26 protein-coding genes and 1 riboswitch are annotated in these 22,738 nt (G+C 68.0%); of the genes, 11 read left to right on the top strand and 15 right to left on the bottom strand.

Translation table 11 applies throughout. The features are described 5' to 3' along the window. Position 1: 1 nt before the first annotated feature. The gene (locus IT40_RS09290; RefSeq protein ID WP_036753807.1) at positions 2 to 523 is read right to left on the bottom strand and encodes a DUF3280 domain-containing protein; all 522 of its coding nucleotides are present in this window, start codon (positions 521 to 523) and stop codon (positions 2 to 4) included. A gap of 192 nt (positions 524 to 715) precedes the next feature. On the opposite strand from IT40_RS09290, the gene IT40_RS09285 reads away from it, so the two are divergent. The 7 genes from IT40_RS09285 to mobA all read left to right on the top strand — a co-directional run bounded on the left by IT40_RS09285 (position 716) and on the right by mobA (position 6,216). Continuing rightward, the gene (locus IT40_RS09285) at positions 716 to 1,864 is read left to right on the top strand and encodes an ABC transporter substrate-binding protein (RefSeq protein WP_243700118.1); all 1,149 of its coding nucleotides are present in this window, start codon (positions 716 to 718) and stop codon (positions 1,862 to 1,864) included. Positions 1,865 to 1,872: 8 nt separating this feature from the next. Then, complete coding sequence (locus tag IT40_RS09280; protein WP_036753629.1) at positions 1,873 to 2,844, top strand: YVTN family beta-propeller repeat protein; 972 nt, start codon at positions 1,873 to 1,875, stop codon at positions 2,842 to 2,844. A gap of 209 nt (positions 2,845 to 3,053) precedes the next feature. Then, a complete protein-coding gene (locus IT40_RS09275; protein WP_052095847.1) occupies positions 3,054 to 3,446 on the top strand; it encodes a cupredoxin domain-containing protein in 393 nt (130 codons plus the stop codon). 19 nt (positions 3,447 to 3,465) lie between these two features. Beyond that, positions 3,466 to 4,209: an ABC transporter ATP-binding protein gene (locus IT40_RS09270; RefSeq protein ID WP_243700119.1), complete on the top strand. Its 744-nt coding sequence runs from the start codon at positions 3,466 to 3,468 to the stop codon at positions 4,207 to 4,209. Further along, entirely contained in the window at positions 4,206 to 5,024 is an 819-nt protein-coding gene (locus IT40_RS09265) for an ABC transporter permease (protein WP_036753623.1), read from the top strand. The genes IT40_RS09270 and IT40_RS09265 overlap by 4 nt, the downstream gene beginning before the upstream one ends. After that, the gene (locus IT40_RS09260) at positions 5,021 to 5,617 is read left to right on the top strand and encodes a hypothetical protein (protein ID WP_036753619.1); all 597 of its coding nucleotides are present in this window, start codon (positions 5,021 to 5,023) and stop codon (positions 5,615 to 5,617) included. The genes IT40_RS09265 and IT40_RS09260 overlap by 4 nt, the downstream gene beginning before the upstream one ends. Continuing rightward, on the top strand, positions 5,614 to 6,216 hold the full coding sequence (gene mobA / locus IT40_RS09255; RefSeq protein ID WP_036753613.1) for a molybdenum cofactor guanylyltransferase MobA: 603 nt from the start codon (positions 5,614 to 5,616) through the stop codon (positions 6,214 to 6,216). Before IT40_RS09260 ends, mobA begins: the two co-directional genes overlap by 4 nt. 159 nt (positions 6,217 to 6,375) lie before the next feature. On the opposite strand, the gene IT40_RS09250 is transcribed toward mobA, so the two are convergent. The 10 genes from IT40_RS09250 to thiD are packed head-to-tail and all read right to left on the bottom strand — an operon-like array spanning position 6,376 to position 13,801. Beyond that, the gene (locus IT40_RS09250) at positions 6,376 to 7,107 is read right to left on the bottom strand and encodes an ABC transporter permease (protein ID WP_036753610.1); all 732 of its coding nucleotides are present in this window, start codon (positions 7,105 to 7,107) and stop codon (positions 6,376 to 6,378) included. Beyond that, on the bottom strand, positions 7,104 to 7,895 hold the full coding sequence (locus IT40_RS09245; protein WP_036753608.1) for an ABC transporter ATP-binding protein: 792 nt from the start codon (positions 7,893 to 7,895) through the stop codon (positions 7,104 to 7,106). The genes IT40_RS09250 and IT40_RS09245 overlap by 4 nt, the downstream gene beginning before the upstream one ends. Continuing rightward, a complete protein-coding gene (gene tenA / locus IT40_RS09240; RefSeq protein WP_036753605.1) occupies positions 7,892 to 8,566 on the bottom strand; it encodes a thiaminase II in 675 nt (224 codons plus the stop codon). The genes IT40_RS09245 and tenA overlap by 4 nt, the downstream gene beginning before the upstream one ends. After that, entirely contained in the window at positions 8,563 to 9,504 is a 942-nt protein-coding gene (locus IT40_RS09235; protein WP_036753602.1) for an ABC transporter substrate-binding protein, read from the bottom strand. Before IT40_RS09235 ends, tenA begins: the two co-directional genes overlap by 4 nt. After that, entirely contained in the window at positions 9,501 to 10,463 is a 963-nt protein-coding gene (locus IT40_RS09230) for a HesA/MoeB/ThiF family protein (protein ID WP_036753599.1), read from the bottom strand. Before IT40_RS09230 ends, IT40_RS09235 begins: the two co-directional genes overlap by 4 nt. Further along, positions 10,460 to 11,056 (bottom strand): thiamine phosphate synthase, encoded by a 597-nt coding sequence (locus IT40_RS09225; protein WP_036753596.1) that lies wholly within the window; start codon positions 11,054 to 11,056, stop codon positions 10,460 to 10,462. Before IT40_RS09225 ends, IT40_RS09230 begins: the two co-directional genes overlap by 4 nt. Then, positions 11,053 to 11,817, bottom strand: coding sequence for a thiazole synthase (locus IT40_RS09220; RefSeq protein WP_036753594.1), 765 nt, complete (start codon positions 11,815 to 11,817; stop codon positions 11,053 to 11,055). The genes IT40_RS09225 and IT40_RS09220 overlap by 4 nt, the downstream gene beginning before the upstream one ends. A gap of 1 nt (position 11,818) precedes the next feature. Continuing rightward, on the bottom strand, positions 11,819 to 12,016 hold the full coding sequence (gene thiS, locus IT40_RS09215) for a sulfur carrier protein ThiS (RefSeq protein ID WP_036753591.1): 198 nt from the start codon (positions 12,014 to 12,016) through the stop codon (positions 11,819 to 11,821). Beyond that, complete coding sequence (locus IT40_RS09210; RefSeq protein ID WP_036753588.1) at positions 12,000 to 12,977, bottom strand: FAD-dependent oxidoreductase; 978 nt, start codon at positions 12,975 to 12,977, stop codon at positions 12,000 to 12,002. The genes thiS and IT40_RS09210 overlap by 17 nt, the downstream gene beginning before the upstream one ends. Continuing rightward, positions 12,974 to 13,801 (bottom strand): bifunctional hydroxymethylpyrimidine kinase/phosphomethylpyrimidine kinase, encoded by an 828-nt coding sequence (gene thiD, locus IT40_RS09205; protein WP_036753801.1) that lies wholly within the window; start codon positions 13,799 to 13,801, stop codon positions 12,974 to 12,976. Before thiD ends, IT40_RS09210 begins: the two co-directional genes overlap by 4 nt. A 67-nt stretch (positions 13,802 to 13,868) precedes the next feature. Further along, positions 13,869 to 13,972: riboswitch (TPP riboswitch) on the bottom strand. Between the two features lie 181 nt (positions 13,973 to 14,153). Here thiD and IT40_RS09200 point away from each other — a divergent pair. Then, a complete protein-coding gene (locus IT40_RS09200; RefSeq protein ID WP_036753799.1) occupies positions 14,154 to 14,756 on the top strand; it encodes an HAD family hydrolase in 603 nt (200 codons plus the stop codon). A gap of 93 nt (positions 14,757 to 14,849) precedes the next feature. Here the strand turns inward: IT40_RS09200 and IT40_RS28525 are convergent, their stop codons facing one another. From IT40_RS28525 to IT40_RS09185, 4 genes are all read right to left on the bottom strand, one after another. Continuing rightward, positions 14,850 to 15,563 carry a trypsin-like serine peptidase gene (locus IT40_RS28525; protein ID WP_147307249.1) on the bottom strand — a complete coding sequence of 238 codons (714 nt, stop codon included), beginning with the start codon at positions 15,561 to 15,563 and terminating at the stop codon, positions 14,850 to 14,852. 211 nt (positions 15,564 to 15,774) lie between these two features. Continuing rightward, positions 15,775 to 16,209 carry a type II 3-dehydroquinate dehydratase gene (gene aroQ / locus IT40_RS09195; protein WP_036753585.1) on the bottom strand — a complete coding sequence of 145 codons (435 nt, stop codon included), beginning with the start codon at positions 16,207 to 16,209 and terminating at the stop codon, positions 15,775 to 15,777. A gap of 27 nt (positions 16,210 to 16,236) precedes the next feature. Next, the gene (locus IT40_RS09190; protein ID WP_036753582.1) at positions 16,237 to 16,938 is read right to left on the bottom strand and encodes a response regulator transcription factor; all 702 of its coding nucleotides are present in this window, start codon (positions 16,936 to 16,938) and stop codon (positions 16,237 to 16,239) included. Beyond that, a complete protein-coding gene (locus tag IT40_RS09185; protein ID WP_036753579.1) occupies positions 16,931 to 18,802 on the bottom strand; it encodes a PAS-domain containing protein in 1,872 nt (623 codons plus the stop codon). The genes IT40_RS09190 and IT40_RS09185 overlap by 8 nt, the downstream gene beginning before the upstream one ends. Positions 18,803 to 18,923: 121 nt before the next feature. Between IT40_RS09185 and IT40_RS09180 the strand changes: the two genes are divergently transcribed. The 3 genes from IT40_RS09180 to IT40_RS09170 are packed head-to-tail and all read left to right on the top strand — an operon-like array spanning position 18,924 to position 22,703. Next, positions 18,924 to 20,900 (top strand): long-chain fatty acid--CoA ligase, encoded by a 1,977-nt coding sequence (locus IT40_RS09180; protein WP_036753577.1) that lies wholly within the window; start codon positions 18,924 to 18,926, stop codon positions 20,898 to 20,900. 2 nt (positions 20,901 to 20,902) lie between these two features. Then, complete coding sequence (locus IT40_RS09175; RefSeq protein WP_208021271.1) at positions 20,903 to 21,712, top strand: ABC transporter ATP-binding protein; 810 nt, start codon at positions 20,903 to 20,905, stop codon at positions 21,710 to 21,712. Positions 21,713 to 21,722: 10 nt separating this feature from the next. Then, positions 21,723 to 22,703, top strand: a complete 981-nt coding sequence (locus IT40_RS09170) for a branched-chain amino acid ABC transporter permease (protein ID WP_036753574.1) — start codon at positions 21,723 to 21,725, stop codon at positions 22,701 to 22,703. Positions 22,704 to 22,738 lie beyond the last annotated feature (35 nt).

Genomic DNA, 22,738 nt, shown 5'->3' with positions numbered 1-22,738 from the left:
GTCATTCCTCCCGAAAGATGATGTTTTTCAACAGGTAGAGATAGCCGCGGCGAAAGCTTTCGTCGGTATTGCCGCGAATGTCGACCACGCCGGCGCGCACCGTGTCGCCGCTGGCGGCGTCGCGGACGTAAAGGTTCAGCGACAGGATCAGGTTCGAGACCTTCTGCACCTCGCCCGAGATCGCGTAATGCGCGCCCAGCTCACGCGCGATGCGGCTGTCGCTGCCGTTCGATTGCGTGAGGTTCTTGATCCCGGCCACCTGCTCGGCCGGCGGCTCCAGCAGGGTGAAGCCGCGGTTGCGCAGATCCTCGGCGATGACCGCCTCGGCCATCTCGATGCGGCGGGTCTCATCCGCCCGCACGCCGTTGATCGCGCCTTCGGTCGAGGTGTCGATGAAATGCAGGCCGAACCAGGCGGCGCTGTCGGGCGGCGGCGGCGATCCGCGTGCCGGCTGGTCCGCCCCGGCGCCGGATCCGGCCAGGACGACGGCGCAGGCAATCAGGATGAGCCGCGGGAATCCCATGCGCAGAACCATGCCCTCGGCCCCCCGCATGCGTCCATAGGACGAAAGTCCCTAAGACTTAGGTATCAGGGGATTTCACCCGGCTGGAACCGGGGCATCTGCCGGGTTGGCGCAGGCGGATTGACCCGGCATGATGCAGGGGGGAGGACGGCCATGAAAGGCAGAATCATCATACTTTTGGCTGGTTTGTCCATGGCAAATCCAGCCCTTGCGCAAGATGCCGCAGCCTCGCAGACCGTGCGCGCCGCCGTGCTGCGGGTGGACGTGCCCAGCCTGCCGCCCATCTCGCGGCTGGACGCGCCGCCCGAGGATCTGGGCTTTGCCGGCGCGCGGCTGGCGATCGAGGACAACGACACCACCGGCCGCTTCATGAACCAGGATTTCGAGGCGCTGGAGATCGCCGCCACGCCCGAATCCGCCCCGGCCGAGATGGACAAGCTGCTGGCCCAGGGTATCCCCTTCATCGTCACGCTGGCCGATGATGCGCAGACGCTGGCCCTGGCCGATCAGGCCGGCGACCGGGCGCTGGTGCTGAATGCGCGGGCGCGCGGCGACGGCCTGCGCGGCAAGGACTGCCGCTTCAACGTGATCCATGCCGCGCCCAGCCACGCCATGCTGGCCGATGCGCTGGCGCAATTCCTGATGTGGAAGCAATGGCCGAACTGGTTCCTGATCGCCGGCAGCCATCCCGAGGACGTGGCGCTGGCCGACGCCTATCGCCGCGCCGCGACCAAGTTCGGCGCCAAGATCGTCGAGGCCCGCACCTATGAGGATACCGGCGGCAGCCGGCGCAGCGACAGCGGCCATGTGCAGGTCCAGCAGCAGATGCCGGTCTTTACCCAGCGCGCGCCGGCCCATGACGTGCTGATCGCGGCGGACGAGAACGGCGTCTTTGCCGACTGGCTGCCCTATGCGACCTGGGATCCGCGGCCGGTCGCCGGTTCGGCCGGGCTGGTGCCGCGCAGCTGGGCGCCCTCGCTCGAGGCCTGGGGGGCGACGCAGTTCCAGAACCGTTTCGAAAAGCTCGCCGGCCGCCCGATCCGCGAGGAGGATTACCAGACCTGGATCGCGCTGCGCATGATCGGCGAGGCGGCGACGCGCACGCAAAGCACCGACCCCGTCGCGCTGAAAGAGTTCATGCTGTCCGAGAATTTCGAGGTCGCGGGCTTCAAGGGGCAAAAGCTGACCCTGCGCGACTGGGACCACCAGCTGCGCCAGCCGATCCTGCTGGCCACCGATTCCGTCACCGCCTCGGTCAGCCCGCAGGACCAGTATCTGCACCAAAGCTCGGCGCTGGACACGCTGGGCTTCGACCGTCCCGAAACCGAATGCAAGTTCTGAGGCCAAAGATGAAAGCTGCAACCGCCATCCTGACCTCGGCCCTGTGCCTGGGTTTCGCCCTGCCCGCCGCCGCCAACCGGGTCTTCGTCAGCAACGAAAAGGGCAATGACGTCACCGTGCTGGACAGCGAGACGCTGGAGGTGATCGGCACCTATCCGGTCGGCGCCCGCCCACGCGGCATCACCATCAGCCCCGACGGCAAGGAGCTTTACGTCTGCGCCTCGGACGACGACCTGGTGCGGGTCTTCAACCCCGAGACGATGGAGGAAATGCACACGCTGCCTTCCGGGCCCGACCCCGAGCTGTTCGTGCTGCATCCCTCGGGCAACCCGCTTTACATCGCCAACGAGGACGACAACCTCGTGACCGTGGTCGATACCCAGACCCACAAGGTGCTGGCCGAGATCCCGGTCGGCGTCGAGCCCGAGGGCATGGGCGTCAGCCCCGACGGCAAGGTGGTCATCAACACCTCGGAAACCACCAACATGGCGCATTTCATCGACAGCGAAAGCTTCGAGATCTTCGCCAACGTGCTGGTGGATTCGCGGCCGCGCTTTGCCCAGTTCAACGATGCCGGGACCAAGCTTTACGTCAGCTCGGAAATCGGCGGCACGGTCAGCGTGATCGACCCGGCGACCCAGGCGATCACCAGGAAGATCAGCTTCCAGATCCCCGGCGTCCTGCCCGAGGCGATCCAGCCGGTCGGCGTGCGCGTGACCGGCGACGGCAGCAAGGTCTTTGTCGCGCTGGGCCCCGCCAACCGCGTCGCCGTGATCGACGGCGAGACGGACGAGGTCCAGGACTACCTGCTGGTCGGCCAGCGGGTCTGGCAGATGGCCTTTACCCCGGACGAGAAATACCTGTTCACCACCAACGGCAATTCCAACGATGTCTCGGTGATCGACGTGGCGACGCTGAAGGTCGTCAAATCCGTGCCCGTGGGCCAGCAGCCCTGGGGCGTGGTCGTCGCGCCCAACTGATGAGAGTTCAAGAGGGAGGAAGAACCATGACCCGTTTGCTGACCGTCCTGCTGATCATGGCCGGGCTGGCCTTGCCCGCCACGGCGCAGGAGGCCGCGCCCGAAGCCAGCCCCGAGGCCGGCGCCGCCACCGATGGCGCCCCCGCCGCCGAACAGGACGACGATGATGACGACGACGACGATGCCGCAGAGGCAGGCGGCGCCGAGGGCGTGCATGAGGCCGGCTCCAAGTTCGACTTCGGCTTCTCGGGGATCATGGCGCGCGACAACCGCACCGACCTGGCGCCGCTGACGCTGGCCTCGGGCAAGCCGGTGGCGACGGCGGAATACAAGCTGAAGTCGGGCGGCTTCTATCGCCTCGACATCAATGCGGACGGCAGCCAGGAGCTGGCGCTGTCGGGCGGCGACTTCTTCCGCGCGATCTGGGTGAACGAGATCGTCATCAACGACATCGAGATCCGGCCGATGGGCGTGCATTCGCTGGAGTTCGACGATGCCGGCACCGCGACAATCAGCTTCATCGCCATCGTGCCGGGCCGCTATACGCTGTCGATCCCCGGCTCGCAGGGCGAAACCCAGCAGGCGGTGTTCAACATCCAGTAAGCCAGGCGGGCGGGGGGCCATGCGCGCCCCGCCCCTTTGCCAGATGCCGCAGGACGCGCTTTCCATCCAGCATGTCAGCCACAGCTTCGGCCGCTTTCAGGCGCTGAAGGACGTGTCGCTGACCGTGCCGCGCGGCGGTTTCACCGCGCTTCTGGGCGTGAACGGCGCCGGCAAGACCACGCTGTTCTCGCTGATTACCCGGCTTTACGACAACCGCTCGGGCCGGATCGAGGTGGCGGGGCACGACCTGCGCCGCCAGCCCGGCGCGGCGCTGGCGCGGCTGGGGGTGGTGTTCCAGTCCCGCGCGCTGGATGCCGACCTGACCGTGGCGCAGAACCTAGAATACCACGCCGCGCTGCACGGCATCCCGCGGCGCGAGGCGCGGGCGCGCAGCCTCGAGGTGCTGGCGCAGGTCGAGCTGTCGGACCGGCTGCATGCCAGGGTCTCGGCCCTGTCCGGCGGCCAGCAGCGCCGGGCCGAGATCGCCCGCGCCCTGATCCACCGCCCCGAGATCCTGTTGCTGGACGAGCCCACGGTGGGGCTGGACGTGAAATCCCGCGCCGAGGTGGTGGCGCTGACCCGCGCGCTGGTGCGGGGCGGGGTCTCGGCGCTTTGGGCCACGCATATCCTGGACGAGATCCGCCCCGAGGACGGGCTGGTCATCCTGCACCGGGGCGAGGTGTTGGCCTGCGGCAATGCCGGCGCCATCGGCGGCGACGACCTGACCGCCACCTTCCTGCGCCTGACGGGGGAGGCGGCATGAGCCATCGCCTGACCCCGCGCATGTGGCTGACCGCATTCCTGGGCATCGCCCGGCGCGAGACGCTGCGCTTCGTCAACCAGCGCGGCCGCTTCCTGGCGGCGCTGGTGCGGCCGCTGGTCTGGCTGTTCATCTTTGCCGCCGGGTTCCGCGCCGTTCTGGGCCTGTCGATCACGCCACCCTACCAGACCTATGTGCTTTACGAGGTCTATGTGACGCCCGGCCTTTGCGCGATGATCCAGCTGTTCAACGGCATGCAAAGCTCGCTCTCGATGGTGCATGACCGCGAGACGGGGGCGATGCGCACCCTGCTGGTCAGCCCGTTCCCGCGCTGGTTCCTGCTGGCGGCCAAGCTGGTCGCGGGGGTGATCGTGTCGATCATCCAGGTCTATGCCTTCCTCGCCATCGCCTGGTTCTGGGACGTGCAGCCGCCCGCCATCGGCTATCTGGCGGTGCTGCCGGCGCTGTTCCTGTCGGGGCTGATGCTGGGGGCGATGGGGCTGTTCCTGTCATCGGCCATCCGCCAGCTGGAAAACTTTGCCGGGGTGATGAATTTCGTCATCTTCCCGATGTTCTTCGCCTCCAGCGCGCTTTACCCGCTGTGGCGGATGAACGAAAGCTCGCCGCTGCTGCATGACATCTGCGCGGCCAATCCCTTCACCCATGCGGTTGAGTTGATCCGCTTTGCCCTTTACGCGCGCTTCGATCTTCTGTCCTTCTTGGTGGTGTCGGGTTGCCTGATCCTGTTCTTTGCAGGGGCCGTGATCATGTATGATCCGGCCAAGGGGCTCTGGGCCCGGCGAAAGGGGGGAGCATGAGATACCTGGTTCTGGCGCTTTGCCTTGCCGCGGGCGCAGGCGCGGCGCAGGCGGAAAGCGGCACCGATCCCGACTGGCCCTGCGTGCAGCGCAAGCAGCCGCACCTGTCGCTGGGCCAGATGTGGTCCGGGCCCGAGCCGGACGAGGCCGTGCGCGACCTGGCCCGCACGCCCGAGATCGCCGCCCTGGCCGACCGGCTGGAGCAGCGCCGCCTGCCGCTGCCCGAGGCCGAGGCCGAGATCGCCGCATTCGCCGAGGGCGCCGACGACCGGCAGCTGACCGCGCTGATGGTGGCGATCTTCGACCGGATCGAGCCGCATCGCACCGCGCTGATCGCCGGCATCGCGCGCTATGGCCACAAGCAGGTCGATCTGGCACAAAGGATCGACGCCCACCGCGCCAGGATGGAAGAGTTGCAAAAGGCCGAACAACCCGATTTCGACGCGATCGACGCCGAGGAGGAACGGCTCGACTGGGACATGCGCATCTTCCAGGACCGCCAGCACGCGCTGACCTATGTCTGCGAGACGCCGGTGATCCTCGAACAGCGGGTCTTTGCGCTGGCCCGCGCCATCGCCGCGGGGCTGGAATGAGCGCGCTGCCCGCCGTCATCCTGGCCGGGGGCCTGTCCACGCGCATGGGCGGGGGCAACAAGGCCTTGCGGATGCTGGCGGGCGAGACGCTGCTGTCGCGGGTGATCGCGCGGCTTTCGCCGCAATGCGGGCGGCTGGCGATCAATGCCAATGGCGAGCCCGAGCAGTTCGCGGAATACGGGCTGCCGGTGATCGCCGACGGCATCGGCGGCTTCGCCGGGCCGCTGGCCGGGGTTCTGGCCGGCATGGAATGGGCGGCGGCCGAGGGGGCCGACAGCGTCGTCAGCGTCAGCGTCGATACGCCCTTCCTGCCCGAGGATCTGGTGCATCGGCTGCGCGAGGCGGCCGGCCGCTCGGGCGTGGCCATCGCCGCCAGTCCGGACGACAGCGGGCAGCTGCGCGACCATCCGACCTGCGCGCTCTGGCCGGTGTCGCTGCGCGGCGAGTTGCACGAGGCGCTGGAATCCGGGCTGCACCGGATCGGCCAGTTCGCGGCTGCGCATGATCCGGGACGGGCGGTGTTCGACAGCCGCCCGCTGGATCCGTTCCTGAACCTGAACACGCCCGAGGATCTGGCCCGCGCCGCGCGCCTGGTCTAGCAGGCTGCTGAAAAAGGATTCTGAGAGGGCGACGCAGCGGAAATCGTTCTGGATCCAGCTGATATCGGCCCGAGAATGGGGTGTTTTCGGCAAATTTGAAGCGGATTTCCCGGTTCCCCGCCCGCGCTGTCCTGTCGCAAGGACTTTTTCAGCAGCCTGCTAGACGCCGTAGCGGCGCAGCAGCCGGTGCAGCGCGATGGCGACGAGCCGGGCGAAGATCACCGTCATCACCGACAGCACCAGCAGGGCGGCAAAGACCAGGTCGGTCTTCATCCGGCCGTTGGCATGGATCATCAGCGCGCCAAGGCCGCGGGCCCCGCCCACCCATTCGCCGATCACCGCGCCGATGGGCGCATAGACCGCCGCCAGCCGCAGCCCGGTGGCGAGGCTCGGCAGCGCGGCGGGGATGCGCAGGTGGCGCATGATGCGGGTGCGGCCGGCGCCCATCACCTGCGCCAGGTCCAGCGCCGCCTGCGGCGTGCGCATCAGCCCGTCCAGGAAGGCGCTGGCGACCGGGAAGAACACGATCAGCACGGTCATGGCGATCTTGGGCGCCATGCCGAAGCCCAGCCACAAGGTCAGGATCGGCGCCAGGGCAAAGACCGGGATGGTCTGGCTGAAGGTCAGGATCGGCCGCAGCACGCCGGTCAGTTTCTGCGAAAACCCCATCGCCACCGCCAGCGCCGCGCCCAGGGCCGAGCCCAGGGTGAAGCCCAGCACCACCTCGGCCAGGGTGAAGCCGGCATGGCGGGCGATCTCGGCCCGGTTGATCCACAGCGCGTCGGCCACGGCCAAGGGCGAGGGCAGCAGGAAGGGCGGCATGCCGGCCAGCCAGATGACCCCCTGCCAGAGGGCCAGGATGGTGACGACCAGGGCCGCGACGGTTCTCATGCCATCATCCCCCGCATCAGCTCGGCCTGCAGGGCCAGCACCTCGGGCGCGTCATAGGGTCGGGCGGCGCCTTTCGGGCGCGGGTCGGGCCGGGGCCATTCGTTCAGCCCCGTTTCCCGCAACAGCAGGATGCGGTCGCCCAGCCGTGCCGCCTCGGCCGGGTCATGCGTGACCAGCAGCACCGTGCGGTCGTCGAGCAGGCGGGCCGCCAGATCCTGCATCTGCGCCCGCGTGCGCGCATCGAGCGCCGAGAAGGGCTCGTCGAGCAGCACCAGCGGCCGGTCCTCGAAAAGCGTGCGGGCCAGGGCGGTGCGCTGGCGCTGGCCGCCGGACAGGTTGGCGGGCAGGTGATGGGTGCGGTCTGCCAGGCCCACGGCCTCGATCAGATGGGCCGCGCGGGCTGCAGGGGCGGCCGGGGGCTTTGCCCCCCGCCGGAGCGGCCCCTCGATGGGGCCGCTCCGGCGTCCCCCAGGATATTTGGACACGGAAGAAGCCCCCAGGCTGCCGCGCAACCGGGCGCCCAGGGTGACATTGCCGGTCACGTCGAGCCAGGGGATCAGGCCGGGATCCTGCGCCATCAGGGCGACCGGGCAGTTGCGCACCACCTCGCCCTCGAAGCGCGCGCCGGTTTCCAGCCCGGCGATCAGGCGCAGGATGGTCGATTTGCCGACGCCCGAGGGGCCGAGCAGGCAGGTCCAGCCCCCGAGTTCCAGCACCAGCTCCACCGGCGCGAACAGCGGCGCCTCGCCGACCCAGGCGCGGCCGCGGACCGAGGCCGCGGCGGTCATGCGCGGCCAAGCTCCCAGAAGGCGACCTCGAGCCGGGTGGCGGTGGCGAAGCGCTGCGACAGCGCCGTCCAGCGCGGGCTTTCCTGGGGCGCCGCGCCCAGCCGCTTGCGGATGGCGCTGTCCAGCAATTCGCCGGCCGAGATGCAGGCGGCCTGGTATTCGGCGCCGGCATAGGTGTCGATCCATTCGCGATAGGGGGTGTCGGGCGCCGCCTCGGCCTGGAGCCGCAGCCCGATTTCGCCATAGCCCAGCACGCAGGGCATCAGCGCCGCCAGCAGGTCGAGGAAATCGCCCGAATAGCCCGCCTCGAGCACATAGCGGGTATAGGCGATGTTGGTCACCGCCTCTTGCGCATTGGCCAGCACCTCGGGGCCCATGCCGGCGCGGGCGCAGGTCTGGACATGCAGGCCCATTTCGTGATCGAGCAGGGTGTGGACCGTGGCCGAACAGGCCCGCATCTCGTCGAGGTCGCCGGCCTTGACCACCGCCAGCGCCCAGGCGCGCGAGAAGTTCTTCAGGAACAGGTAGTCTTGCACCAGGTAGGTCAGGAAGCAGGATTGCGGCAGCGTGCCGTCGCGCAGCCCCTCGACGAAGGCGTGGCGGGTATAGGCGTCCCATTCCGGCTGCGCGTCGGCGCGCCAGGCGGCGAAGGCGTCTCCGTAGCGGTTCATTGTGCCGCCCCCACGTCCAGCGCCAGGTCCGAGACCGGCAGCACGCCGTCCACCAGCCCGGCCTCGTGCAGGAAGGCCTCGAACCGCGCATAGCGGCCCTGGTCCAGCGCCGCCGGCGATTGCGAGAAGCGCGGCAGCGTGTCCTTCCACGCCTCGGCGTTCAGTTCGTCGCGAAGGTCGGGGGCGGTGGCCGAGAACAGCTCCCATGCCTCGTCGGGGTGGTTGATCATGTATTGCGCGCCGCGCTCGACCGCGTGCAGCAGGCGGCGGGTGCGGTCCGGATCCATGCGTTCGGGATTGGCGACGAAGATCAGCTCGTCATAGGTCGGCACGCCCTGTTCCTCGACGAAGAAGCATTTGCCCTCGGCGCCTTCCAGCCGCATCTGCGTCAGCTCGAAATTGCGATAGGCGCCGATGGTGGCATCGACCTGGCCGGCGATCAGCGCGGGCGAAAGCGACCAGTTCACGTTCACCATCTCGATGTCGTCCATGGTCAGCCCGGCGGTCCTGAGGATCTGGCCGACCAGCGCCTCCTCGACGCCCGAGACGGAATAGCCGATCTTCTTGCCCTTGAGGTCGGCGATCTCTTGCACCGGGCCGTCGGCCTTGACCATCAGGCAGTTCAAGGGCGTCGCGACCAAGGTGCCCACGCGCTTCAGCGGCAGGCCCTCATGCACTTGCAGGTGCAGTTGCGGCTGGTAGCTGATGGCGTAATCGGCCTTGCCGGCGGCGACCAGCTTGGGCGGGTCCGAGGGATCGGCGGGGGCGACGACCTCGACCTCCAGCGCTTCCTCGGCGAAGAAGCCCTTTTCCTGGGCGACGATGATCGGGCCGTGGTCGGGGTTCACGAACCAGTCCAGGATCAGCGTGACCTTGTCCTGGGCCAGCGCCGGCTGGGCCAGGATCGCGAGGGCGGCGGCAAGGGTGAAATGTTTCATCGGTCGTCGTCTCCAAGGGCCAGAAGGGTGATCTCGCCGCTCCAGCGGCGGGCAAGGGCGTCGGCGGCGCGCCAGGAGCGCAGGCCGGAACGGCAGGCCAGCACCACGCGGCCGCCGGGGTCGGGCAGGGGGCCGGTCGCGCCGTAATCGGGCAGGCGCAGCGCGTCCGGGGTGGCCTTGCGCGGGGCCTCGTCCTCGGGGCGCAGGTCGATGACCAGGTCGGCCGGGCGGATTTCCTCGGGGGCGATGAAGCGCGGGCCAGTCGCCTCGGGCGCGGCGTCGAAGCGGAACTGGGTGAAGCGGCCATTGTCGAAGCGGATAAACTCGCCCAAGGGCGAAGGGGCCAAGCCCAGCAGCAGCCGCAGCGCCATCTGCGCCTGGATGCAGCCGAGCATGCCCACTACCGGGCCCAGCACGCCGGCGGTGGCGCAGGTCTGGCCGCTGTCGGGTGGGTCGGGGAACAGCGCGCGCAGGCTGGGCGCGCGCCCGCAGAAGCCGCCGACATAGCCCGCAAGCCCCAGCGCCGAGGCCGAGATCAGCGGCTTGCCCGCCGCCAGGCAGGCGTCGGACAGCGTGTAGCTGGCGGCATAGCTGTCGGCGCAGTCCAGCACCACATCCGCCGCCGCGACCAGCGCGGGCGCGTTCAGCGGGGTCAGGCGCTCCTCCAGCGTCTCGACCCGGACCGAGGGGTTCAGCCCGGCCAGGGCCTGCGCCGCGGCGCGGACCTTGGGCTGGCCCAGATCCGCCATGCGGTAAAGCGGCTGGCGGTGCAGGTTCGATTCCTCGACCGTGTCGGGGTCGATCAGGGTGATGCGGCCGATGCCGCTGCCTGCCAGGTATTGCAGCACCGGCACGCCAAGCGCGCCCGCCCCGACCACCAGCGCATGGGCGGCACCGATGCGGTCCTGCCCCTGGGCGCCGACCTCGGGCAGGACCATCTGGCGGGCATAGCGGTTCATGCCGTCACCCGTAGCCATTCGCGGATGCGGCCCTCGGGGTCGGGGTTCAGCGTGATGTCGGTCACGGCCGAGGCCACGTCGGCGCCAGCGGCGAAAGCCTCGCGCGCGCGGTCCGGGGTCACGCCGCCGATGGCGACCAGGGGCGTCGCGCCGACCAGCCGGCGCCATTCGCGGACCCGGTCCAGCCCCTGCTGTTCCCATTTCATCTTCTTCAGGATCGTCGGCCAGACCGGACCCAGCGCGACGTAATCGGGCCTGAGCGCCAGCGCCCGGTCCAGCTCGGCATGGTCGTGGGTCGAGAGGCCCAGCCGCAGCCCCGCCTTGCGGATCGCGGGAATGTCGGCCGTGTCCAGATCCTCTTGCCCCAGGTGGATGAAGTCGCAGCCCAGGTCGATGGCGGCCTGCCAGTGGTCGTTGACGACCAGCGTGGCGCCATGTTCGCGGCAAAGCTCCTGGCACAGCGCCAGTTCGCCCAGCAGCCGGGCGGGCGGCTGGTCCTTGATGCGGATCTGCACCAGCTTCACGCCCAAGGGCAGGGCGCGGCGCAGCCAGTCGCTGTTGTCGAAGATCGGATAGAAGCGCGGCAGTTTCATCCCAGCACCGCCATTCCGAAGAGCGGGGTCGAGGGCGCGGCCATGTCCCGCGCCTCGATCGCGCCGGCGGCATGGGCCAGCTGGCCCGCCTCGATCGCCAGCGCCATGGCGCGGGCCATGGCCACCGGATCGCCGGCCTTGGCGACGGCGGTGTTCAGCAGCACGGCGTCATAGCCCAGCTCCATCGCCTGGGCGGCGTGGCTGGGCAGGCCGATGCCGGCATCGACCACCAGCGGCACGTCCGGGAAATGCGCCCGCAGGCTGCGCAAGCCGTAGGGGTTGTTCAGCCCCCGGCCCGAGCCGATGGGCGCGCCCCAGGGCATCAGCACCTGGCAGCCCGCGTCCAGCAGCCGGCCGCAGACCGACAGATCCTCGGTGCAATAGGGAAAGACCTGGAAGCCGTCGTCGGACAGCACCCGCGCCGCCTCGACCAGGGCGATCACGTCGGGGCAAAGCGTGTCGTCGTCGCGGATCACCTCCAGCTTGATCCAGGGCGTCTCGAACAGCTCGCGCGCCATCTGCGCGGTCGTCACCGCCTCGCGCACCGAATGGCAGCCGGCGGTATTGGGCAGGACCGGGATGCCCAGATCCTTGATGAGGTTGTGGAAATCCTGGCCGGCGCCGCCTTCGCGCCGCAGGCTGACGGTGGCGATGCCGGCGCGGGAGGCGCGGAACGCCTGCGCCATGATCGCGGGCGAGGGGTATTGCGCCGTCCCCAGCATCAGCGGGCTTTCGACCGCGGTTCCGTAAAAGACCGGCATCTCAGCCCCCCTGCATCGGCGCCACGACTTCCAGCGCGTCGCCATCCTTCAGCGTGGTTTCCGCCCGTGCGGCGGCGGGCAGGAAGGCGCCGTTCAGCGCCGTCGCCACCTTGGCCGCGCCCAGTCCGATCTCGGCCAGCGCGTCCTGCACGGACGGGCCGTTCAGGTCGCGCGCCTCTCCGTTAAGGGTGATCTTCATCCATGAACTCCGGTTTCCGGCCCTCGAGAAGGTAATCGGCGGCCATGCGGGCCACGGCGGGGGCCAGAAGATAGCCGTGGCGGTAAAGGCCGTTTGCGTAAAGCGTGCCGCCGCGCCGGCGCAGGCGGGGCAGGTTGTCCGGGAAGGCCGGGCGCGCATCCGAGCCAAGCTCCAGGATCTCGGCCTCGGCAAAGCCGGGATGCAGGGCATAGGCGGCCGACAGCATCTCGACCGCCGAACGGGCGGTGACGCGATACTTGCCGCCGGTCTCCAGCATGGTGGCGCCGATCATGTAGACGCCATCGCCGCGCGGCACGAGGTACAGCGGGATGCGCGGATGCAGCAGGCGGATGGTGCGGGTCAGGGTCACTTCCGGGCAGCGGATCACCAGCATTTCGCCGCGCACGCCGCGCAGGTCGGCCAGTTCGTCCTTGGCCGCCAAGCCGCGCGCGTCCACCACAAGGCCGGTGGGCGTCCCCTCGGTCTCGATCTGGATGCCGCGTTCCTCCAGCCGGTCGCGCAGCGCCAGCAGGGCGGCGCGCGGGTTCAGGTGCGCCTCGGTCGCGAAATGCAGCCCGCGCGGGAAGCGGCCGGACAGTTCCGGCTCCAGCGCCGCGATCTCGTCGCCGCTCACCGGCTGATGCGCCTCGGTCAGCCGGGCGAAACGGTCGAGTTCCGCCCGGTCGCGCGAGGGCGCCAGTACCAGCGTGCCGCGGCGGATGACCTCGGCCCCGTTCGCCTGCCACCAGTCGGCGGCATCGACGCCCAGGCGCAGCACCACCGGCTCGGCGCTTTCGGCCTCGCAATAAGGGGCGAGCATCCCGCCCGCGCGCCAGCTGCAAGCCTGCGATCCGGGCTTGCCGGCCGGGTCGATGATGCGCGGCAGGGTGCCGCGCTGGGCCAGTTCGGTGGCGATGCAAAGCCCCATCACCCCGGCGCCAAGGATGGTGATCTGGTTCATGCCTGCCCCCAGAGCGCGTGGAAATGATGCACCGGGCCGTGGCCCAGCCCGACCGACAATTCGTCGGCGCGGGCGATGGCGGCCTGCAGCCAGCCATGGGTGCGGGTCACGGCCTGCGCCACCGTCATGCCCTGCGCCAGCCCGGCCCCGATGGCCGAGGAAAGCGAACAGCCGGTGCCATGGGTGTTGGGCGTCTGCTGCCGCGGCGCGGTCAGGACCAGCGGCTCGGGACCGATCAGCAGGTCGGTGCAGCTGTCCTCGGTGGCATGGCCGCCCTTCATCAGCACGTTGGCGGCGCCCAGGGCGCGCAGCGCCTCGCCCTGCTGGCGCATCTCCTCGGGGGTCGCGGCGGGGGCAAGGTCCAGCAGGCGCGCGGCCTCGGGCAGGTTCGGGGTCAGCACGGTCGCCAGCGGGATCAGCTGCTCGCGCAGCGCCGAGACGGCCTCGTCCGGCAAAAGCGCGTCGCCGGATTTGGCCACCATCACCGGGTCCAGCACCACCGGGACCGGGTTGTCCGCCAGCAGCGCCGCCAGCCGGCCGGCGACGACCGTGATCGCATCCACGCCGCCGACCATGCCGATCTTGACCGCGCGCACGTCCAGGTCGCCGAAGACCGCGTCGATCTGGGCGGCGATCATGGCAGGGCTGACGGGTTCGACCGCGGCGACGGTGCGGGTGTTCTGCGCGGTGATCGCGGTGATGACCGAGGCGCCATAGACGCCCAGCGCCGAAAAGCTTTTCAGATCGGCCTGGATTCCGGCACCGCCGCCGCTGTCCGAGCCGGCGATGGTCAGTGCGATGGGATGGGGCTGCAATCCCGACATGGCCCGCCTTTCGTTTCGGCCGGGCACGCGGACGCTGGGCGGATGGGTGGCGGCTTGGGATTGCGGGCCGCGTCACTCTACCCTTCCCTACGCCGGCATGACCCGGATCAGGTTCGATGGGTCGGTGCCCGGCACCTCTCAGCCCCGTGCGGGGCTCCCCAAGTGTATGAGTCTTCCGCGCGACACTAGGCCCCGGCGCCCCGTATTGCAAGGGCCGCGCGCGGCCGGCCCCTCGCTGTCGCGGATCCGTCGGCCTTGCCGGCTGCATGGCGGGGCACGGGGCGCGGTTTTCGGGCTTTACAGCGCCGGGATTTCCGGCCGATCTGGGCGCGGCGAAATGCGGAAGGATGCGATGAAAAGCGTGATCTTCGACCTGGGCGGGGTGCTGATCGACTGGGATCCGGCGCTGGCCTTTGCGGATGTGTTCACCAGCCGGGCCGAGGCCGAGGCCTGGATGGCCCGCATCGACTTTCCCGGCTGGAACCGGATGCAGGACGGCGGGCGCAGCTTTGCCGAGGGGCTTGCCGCCGCCCGCGCCGCCCATGGCGACGAGGCGCGCCACCTGGCCGGCTATCTGGCGGCTTTCCCCGTCACCATCGAAAAGACCGTGCCGGGCAGCTGGGCGATTGCCGAGGCGCTGCTGGCGCGCGGGGTGCCGCTTTATGCGCTGACCAACTGGTCGGCCGAGACCTGGCCCCATGCGCTGGAACTGCATCCCCGGCTGGGCGGGCTGTTCGCCGACATCCTGGTCTCAGGCCAGGTCGGCGCGCTGAAGCCCGAGCCCGCGATCTTCCGGCTGCTGATGGACCGCAACGGGCTGCGCCCCGAGGACTGCATCTTCATCGACGACAGCCCGGCCAATGTCGAGGGCGCCCGCGCGCTGGGCATCGACGCGATCCGCTTTACCAGCGCCGAGGCGCTGGGCGAGGATCTGGCGCGGCGCGGGGTGTTTTGAGGGGGGTGGCTAGTCCGCTTTGCGGGACCGGAGCGGTCATTCGCAGCCTGCATGAGCAGGAGAAATCTATCAGCAAAGACCTCACGTTGGCATTTAAGAAAGCAACTCAATTAAAACACTGCTTTTAATAAGATACGATAGTCCAGCATGTGCGCCCGACCCATCCGCAACCTTTATGTGGCCAGCATTCACGCCAATCATTTTACTTCCTCGAAATCCGCCGCCGTAAGTAATGCCGGCGCCAGACTGAAGTCCTCTATCTAAAGTAAAAACAGGTGAGCCAGAATAGCCGCCCCATGAGAATCCCTCAATTGCAATGCGCCTTGCGTCGCCGCTGAGACCATGCCCGATAAAATTCTGCGATGGATCACTTGCCACCCACCCGGTTCGCATTACCGGCTGATTAGACGCTCCATGATACACTGGGAAAGCCACAATGTCGGAGATATCTACCTCGGAAAAGTCGGCGTCTGCCGCTAAGTAGCTTTCCTCAATCGGTACCACGCTGCCTGGCAACGCTCCGTCAATTCTGACATTGCTCAGATCAACCGCGGCAACATCTTCCTTCTCATTTTTTGGAAACAGAATCTGTGGTGGGCTAAAGGAAAAATCAAACGGCAGCAGATTTCCGTCACAATATCCCGCAGCGACTACCTTTCTCAAAGCCCAATTTTTCTTGCGGGGGTCACTGTAGCTTGCATCGAAGACATGCCTGTTTGATACAAGATACAACTTTCCGGCGCTTGTCCTTAGGAAAAATGCCGTACCGGAAGCAGACTTCTCGTTACCGTATTCGTCAAAATACATAGAAACCCTCGTTGCGCTGTACAAGTGCTTCCGGGTCAGCGGGTGATACATATTCACGCCTCAAATGTTCTGAATGGGTTCACGATACAGATTGCTGCGTTTTCCTCGTGAGTCGCAAACAATGCTTTGAATTCCAGGAGGTTGAACGTGCGTCTAGGTAGTGCGGCTACGGTTCGGCCGTCCGCTTCGGGCTCAAACCACCGCCGCAGCCTTACCCCACCAGCTTCGCCACATGGCGCAGCGCCAGCAGGTAGCCGTGGATGCCCAGGCCGGCGATCACGCCCTCGGCGCGCAGGCTGACATAGGAATGGTGCCGGAAGCTCTCGCGCTTGTGGACGTTCGAGATATGCACCTCGATCACCGGACCGTCGAAGGTGTTCAGCGCATCCAGGATCGCGACCGAGGTGTGGGTGAAGGCCGCCGGGTTGATGACGATGGCCTGGGCCGATCGCCGCGCCTCGTGGATCAGGTCGATGATCGCGCCCTCGTGGTTCGACTGGTGGAAGGCGATCTCCAGACCAAGCTCGGCACCCAGCGCCCGGCAGTCGCGTTCCACGTCGGCCAGCGTGGTGCTGCCATAGATCTCGGGCTGGCGCTGGCCCAGGAGGTTCAGGTTCGGGCCGTTCAGGACATAGACGGTGGGCATGGCGTTCTCCGGCAGATCGGGGGCAATCTAGCCCAGTTCGGCCAGAAAGATATAGCCCGCGCCGTAGATCGTCTTGATCAGGCGCGGGTTCTTGGGATCCTCGCCCAGCTTGGTGCGCAGGCGCGAGATGCGCACGTCCATCGCCCGGTCGAAGCTTTCCCCCGCCGTGCCGCCCAGCGTTTCCAGCATCTGCGCGCGCGAGATCAGCCGGCGCGGGTTGTCCAGGAACAGGCGCAAGACCTCGGCCTCGGCATGGCTGATCGGGGTCTCGGCGCCTTCGGGCGAGATGAGCGTGTAGCGGTCGAAATCGGCCGACCAGCCGGCAAAGCGGACCTGCTGGCGGCCGGGCCCGGTTTCGCGCTGGGGCTTGCGCAGCCGGGCGCGGATGCGGGCCACGACCTCGGCCGGCTCGAAGGGCTTGATGATGTAGTCGTCGGCGCCAAGCTCCAGCCCGGTCACGCGGTCCTGCACCTGCGCCCGGCCCGAGATGATGATGATCGCCGCGCCGGATTCGCTGGCCAGCCGGTGGACCAGCGCCAGCCCGTCGCGGTCGGGCAGGCCCAGGTCGATCAGGCAGGCATCGGGCTGGATGCGGCGCAGCGCCGCCTCGAACTCGGTGGCGCGGGCGAAGCCTATGGTGCGAAAGCCCGCCTCCTCCAGCGCCGAGGACAGCAGGCGGCGGATTTCGGGCTCGTCGTCGAGAATGGCGATCAGGGGGGCGTCAGTCATCTGTCTCTGCCATGGCCACGGCCAGTTCGGTGTCGCCAAAGGGCTTGGTCAGGACCGGGCAGTCAAGCCCCGATCTGCGCGGATCGCCCGGCGGCAGCGCCGTCATCAGCACCAGCGGCAGGCCGCGGCCCCGCAGATCCGCCCCCGAACCGTCGCCCAGTTGCAGGTCGGAGAGGATCATGGTCAGCCCGGCCAGGTCGGTCAACCCGCGCGCCTCGGCCAGCGAGCCGGCCTCGATCACCGAATGGCCCTGGGCGGTCAGCATCTCGCGGATATGGGCGCGGATGGCGTCGTCATCCTCGACCAGCAGCACCAGTTGCGGGCGGGCGGCGCGCAGCGGCAGGCGGATGGTCACTTGCGCGCCGCCACCCTCGGCATTGCCCAGCCGCAGGGTGCCGCCCGCCAGCTTGATCTGGTCATAGACCATCGACAGGCCAAGGCCGGTGCCCTGGCTGCCCTTGGTGGTGAAGAAGGGCTCGGTCGCGCGCGCCAGCGCCTCGTCGGAAAAGCCGGGGCCGGTATCGGCGACCGCGATCTCCAGCCAGCGGCCGGCGGGCCGGACGGTGACGCCGATGCGCCCGCGGCCCCGCATGGCGTCGCGCGCGTTCAGGATCAGGTTGAGCAGCACGTCCTGAAGCACGCCGGGGTCCAGCATCACCCGCGCCGGCAGATCGCCGATGCGGGTGTCCAGCGTGACGCCCGCGCCCAGCGTCGGCCGGGTCATCGCCGCCAGGTCGTCCAGCATGGCGCGCAGCCCGACCGGCTGCGGCTGGTGTTCGCGCCGGCCGGTCAGCGCCGAGATGCCGTCGAGCAGCCGCACCCCGCGCCGGGCGGCGGCCAGCGTGGCCTGCACGTCCTCGGCCTGTTCGGGCGGCAGTCCGGCGCGGGCCAGCCGGCCCTGAAGGCCCAGGATGATGGTCAGCAGGTTGCCGAAGTCATGCGCCAGCCCCGAGGTCATCTGCGCCGCCACCGCGCGCTTGGCGGCATGGGTCAGCGCCTCGCGCGCCTGCACCTCGGCGGTGACGTCGGTGGACAGGATATAGACGCCGCGCCCGTTCTGGTCCGGGGTCAGCGCGATGCGGATCCGCCGCCCCGAGGGCGGGTGCGTGATCTCGAACACCTGCGGCTGGCCGGCGATGGCGCGGTCCAGGTGCGGGCGGATGCGGGCGAAGGTCTCGTCGCCCAGCACGGTTTCGCATTGGCAGCCGATGATCGAGCGATTCGCGCCGGGAAACACCATCGAGATCTGGTTGTTCGAGAAGGTATAGCGATAGTCGCGGTCCATATGCGCGATATGGGCCGGGACCATGGCGGTGACGTGGCGGGTGCGGGCCTCGGATTCGGTCAGGATGCGCTTGGCTTCCTCCAGCGCGGCATTGGTCGCGGCCAGGGCGCGGTTCGCGGCCGACAGCCGCTCGGCATTCTCCAGCACCAGCTCCGAGAGTTCCTCGGACCGGGCGCGCAGCAGCGCCTCTTGCCGCTTGATATGGGTGATGTCGGTATAGACCGCGATCCAGCCGCCCTGGCTGAGCGGCGCCCCCTCGACCGAGATCCAGCGGCCGTCGGCGCGCTTTCGTTCCATGTAATGCGGCTGGAAGGTGCGCGCCTGGTCGACGCGCTCGCGAATCGCGGCCTCGGGGTCGTCCTGGGGGCCGTATTCGCCGCGGTGGACCAGGTAGCGGATCGTATCCTGGAAGGTGGCGCCGGTGCGGGTCAGCTCGTCCGGCAGGCCGAACATCGCCTGATAGGGGCGGTTGCAGACCGCCAGCCGCAGATCGGCGTCAAAGATCGAGATCGCCTGCTGGATCAGGTTCAGCCCCGAGCGGGTCAGTTCGGCGTGCCGGTCGTTCGTGGGCGTGACCATTCCTGGCATTGCGCGGTCCCTGTAACAATTCGTAGGATTCAGGAAAAACTGACGCAAGAATTGCCGCAGTAAGCTGCGATTGCCAGAGGGAAGAGGAGCCCTGACGGCAAGGGGAGGAACCATGCAGAACGCTGAGGCGGCCCAGGCCGGTTTGCAGTCGATTCCAGCGTTGCTGGCGCGCAATGCCGAACGCTTCGGCAACCGGCCCGCCTATCGGGAAAAGGAATTCGGGATCTGGCAAAGCTGGACCTGGGCCGAGGCCGCGGACGAGATCCGCGCCTTGGCGCTGGGCTTCCTGGTGCTGGGCCTGAACCGCGGCGATCATGTCGCCATCATCGGCCGCAACCGCCCGGCGCATTACTGGGCCATGGTCGCGGCGCAGATGTGCGGCGCGGTGCCGGTGCCGCTGTATCAGGACGCGGTGGCCGAGGAGATGGCCTATGTGCTGGACCATTGCGGCGCGCGCTTCGTCGTCTGCGGCGACCAGGAACAGGTGGACAAGGTGCTGGAGGTCGGCGCCCGTGCCCCCTCGGTCGAGCATGTGGTCTATACCGACAAGCGCGGGATGCGGAAATACGACCATTCCCGCATGAACGCGCTGGCCGATGTCCAGGCCGAGGGCCGCGCCGCCCAGCAGCGACTGGGGCACGAACTGGACGCGCGCATCGCCGAACTGGGCTATGACGATACCTGCGTGATGCTGTATACCTCGGGCACCACCGGCAAGCCCAAGGGCGTGGTTCTGTCCAATCGCAACATCATCGAGACCGGCAAGAACACCGCCTCCTTCGACCACCTGACCGCGCGCGAGGAAGTGCTGGCCTATCTGCCCATGGCCTGGGTCGGCGACTTCATCTTTTCGGTCGGGCAGGCCTATTGGGCCGGCTTCACCGTGAACTGCCCCGAGGGCGTGCATACGATGATGACCGACCTGCGCGAGATCGGGCCGACCTATTTCTTCGCCCCGCCCCGCGTCTTCGAAGGCCAGCTGACCTCGGTGATGATCCGCATGGAGGATGCCGGCCGCTTCAAGCGCTGGCTGTTCCGGCATTACATGGAGATCGCCCGCCGCGTCGGCCCGGCGCTTCTGGACGGCAAGCCGGTCGGCGCGCTGGACCGGCTGCGCTACGGCCTGGGCAACCTGCTGGTCTATGGGCCGCTGAAGAACACGCTGGGCTATTCCCGCATCCGCGTCGGCTATACCGCGGGCGAGGCGATCGGGCCCGAGATCTTCGATTTCTACCGTTCGCTGGGCATCAACCTGAAACAGCTCTACGGCCAGACCGAGGCCAGCGTCTTCATCACCCAGCAGCCGGACGGGCAGGTGCGCTCGGACACGGTCGGCGTGCCCTCGCCCGGCGTCGAGCTGAAGATCGCCGAAAGCGGCGAGGTCTTCTATCGCTCGCCCGGCACCTTCGTCGAATATTACAACAATCCCGACAGCACCGCCTCGACCAAGGATGCCGAGGGCTGGGTGGCGACCGGCGACGCCGGCTTCTTCGAGGAGGCGAGCGGACACCTGCGCATCATCGACCGCGCCAAGGATGTGGGCCGCATGGCCGATGGCCGGATGTTCGCGCCGAAATATGTCGAGAACAAGCTGAAGTTCTATCCGAACATCCTGGAGGCGGTGGTCTTCGGCGCCGGCCGCGACATGTGCACGGCCTTCATCAACATCGACCTGACCGCGGTCGGCAACTGGGCCGAGCGCAACAACATCGCCTATGCCAGCTACCAGGAACTGGCCGGCCATCCGCAGGTCTATGCGACGATCAAGCAGCATGTCGAGGCGGTGAACGAATCCGTCGCCGCCGACCCGATGCTCTCGGGCTGCCAGATCAGCCGCTTCCTGGTGCTGCACAAGGAACTCGACCCCGACGACGGCGAGATGACGCGCACCCGCAAGGTGCGCCGCAACATCATCGCCGAGAAATATGCCGACCTGATCGAGGCGCTCTATGACGGCCGCGACACGGTCAGCACCCGCACCGAGGTGACCTACGAGGACGGCCGCAAGGGCGAGATCCGCGCCACGCTGAAGATCGAGGACGCCCGGACCTTCCCGACCCAGACCATGCAGAAGGTGGCCGCGGAATGACCATGCAAGAAGGCTATACCACCGCCGACGGCCGCCAGATCGGCGGGGTGCTGATGGATCTTCGCAACATCACCCTGCGCTTCGGCGGCGTGACGGCGATCAAGGACATCAGCTTCGACATCCGCGAGGGCGAGATCCGCGCCATCATCGGCCCGAACGGCGCCGGGAAATCTTCGATGCTGAATGTGATCTCGGGCTTCTATGTCCCGCAAGAGGGCGAAATCTGGTTCAAGGGCTATCGCCGCGGCCCGATGAAACCCTATGAGGTGGCGCGGCTGGGCATCGCCCGCACCTTCCAGAACATCGCGCTGTTCGACGGCATGTCGGTGCTGGACAACATCATGACCGGGCGGCTGAACATGATGAAGGCGCCGATCTGGAGCCAGGCGCTGTGGTGGGGCCGCGCCGAGCGCGAAGAGGTCGAGAACCGCGAGCAGGTCGAGAAGATCATCGACTTCCTGGAAATCCAGAACATCCGCAAGACGCCGGTCGGCCGGCTGCCTTACGGCTTGAAGAAACGCGTCGAACTGGCCCGCGCGCTGGCGGCCGAGCCGCGGATCCTGCTGCTGGACGAGCCGATGGCCGGCATGAACGTCGAGGAGAAAGAGGACATGTGCCGCTTCATCCTGGACGTGAACGACGAATTCGGCACGACCATCGCCCTGATCGAACACGACATGGGCGTGGTCATGGACCTGTCGGACCGGGTGGTGGTGATGGATTACGGCCGCAAGATCGGCGACGGCACCCCCGACGAGGTGCGCAGCAATCCCGAGGTCATCAGCGCCTATCTTGGCGTGGCGCACGAGTAAGGGGGCGGGGATGGAATTTCTCTACGCAAGCGAAGTCCTGGCGAACGGCCTGATGGCCGGGGTGATGTATTCGCTGGTCGCGCTGGGCTTCGTGCTGATCTACAAGGCCTCGGGCGTCTTCAACTATGCCCAGGGGGTGATGGCGCTCTTCGCCGCCATGACGCTGGTCGGCATCATGGAGGGCCGCGTGCCCTTCGCCCATCTGATCAACGCGGCCTTCGGCGTGCATGTGTCGAGCTTCGGCTGGACGGTGCCGGGACTGTTCGCCATCCTGCTTACCGCGCTGATCATGGTCGGCCTGGCCATCGCCATCGAAAAGCTGGTGCTCAAGCACCTGGTCGGGCAGGAACCGATCATCCTGTTCATGGCCACCATCGGCCTTGCCTGGTTCCTGGAAGGGCTTGGCGACGTGATGTGGGGCGCCGACGTGAAGGTGCTGGACGTGGGCCTGCCGCAAGGCATTTCCGAGACGGTCGAGACGATGACCGACAACTGGCTTGGCTACGGCTTCTTCATCGACCGGCTGGACATCTGGGCGGCGGTGATCGCGGCGGCGCTGGTCGCGGCCCTGGTCGGGTTCTCGCAATATACCAAGCAGGGCAGGGCGATGCGCGCCGTGGCCGACGACCATCAGGCGGCGCTGTCGGTGGGCATCAGCCTGCAGTTCATCTGGATCATGGTCTGGTCGATCGCCGGGTTCGTGGCGCTGGTCGCGGGCATCATGTGGGGCACGAAATCGGGGGTGCAGTTCTCGCTCTCGCTGATCGCGCTCAAGGCGCTGCCGGTGCTGATGCTCGGAGGCTTCACCTCGATCCCCGGCGCCATCGTCGGCGGGCTGATCATCGGCATGGGCGAGAAGCTGTTCGAATATTTCGTCGGCTCCATGGTCGGCGGGGCGACCGAGAACTGGTTCGCCTATGTGCTGGCGCTGATCTTCCTCGTCTTCCGGCCGCAGGGGCTGTTCGGCGAGCGCATCATCGAGCGGGTCTGAGGATGAAAAGATTCTATGCCTCCGGCGGGGATATT

The sequence above is a fragment of the Paracoccus versutus genome (assembly GCF_000763885.1).
Classification (GTDB): Bacteria; Pseudomonadota; Alphaproteobacteria; order Rhodobacterales; family Rhodobacteraceae; genus Paracoccus; species Paracoccus versutus.
This window is presented reverse-complemented; position numbering and strand designations above follow the sequence as displayed.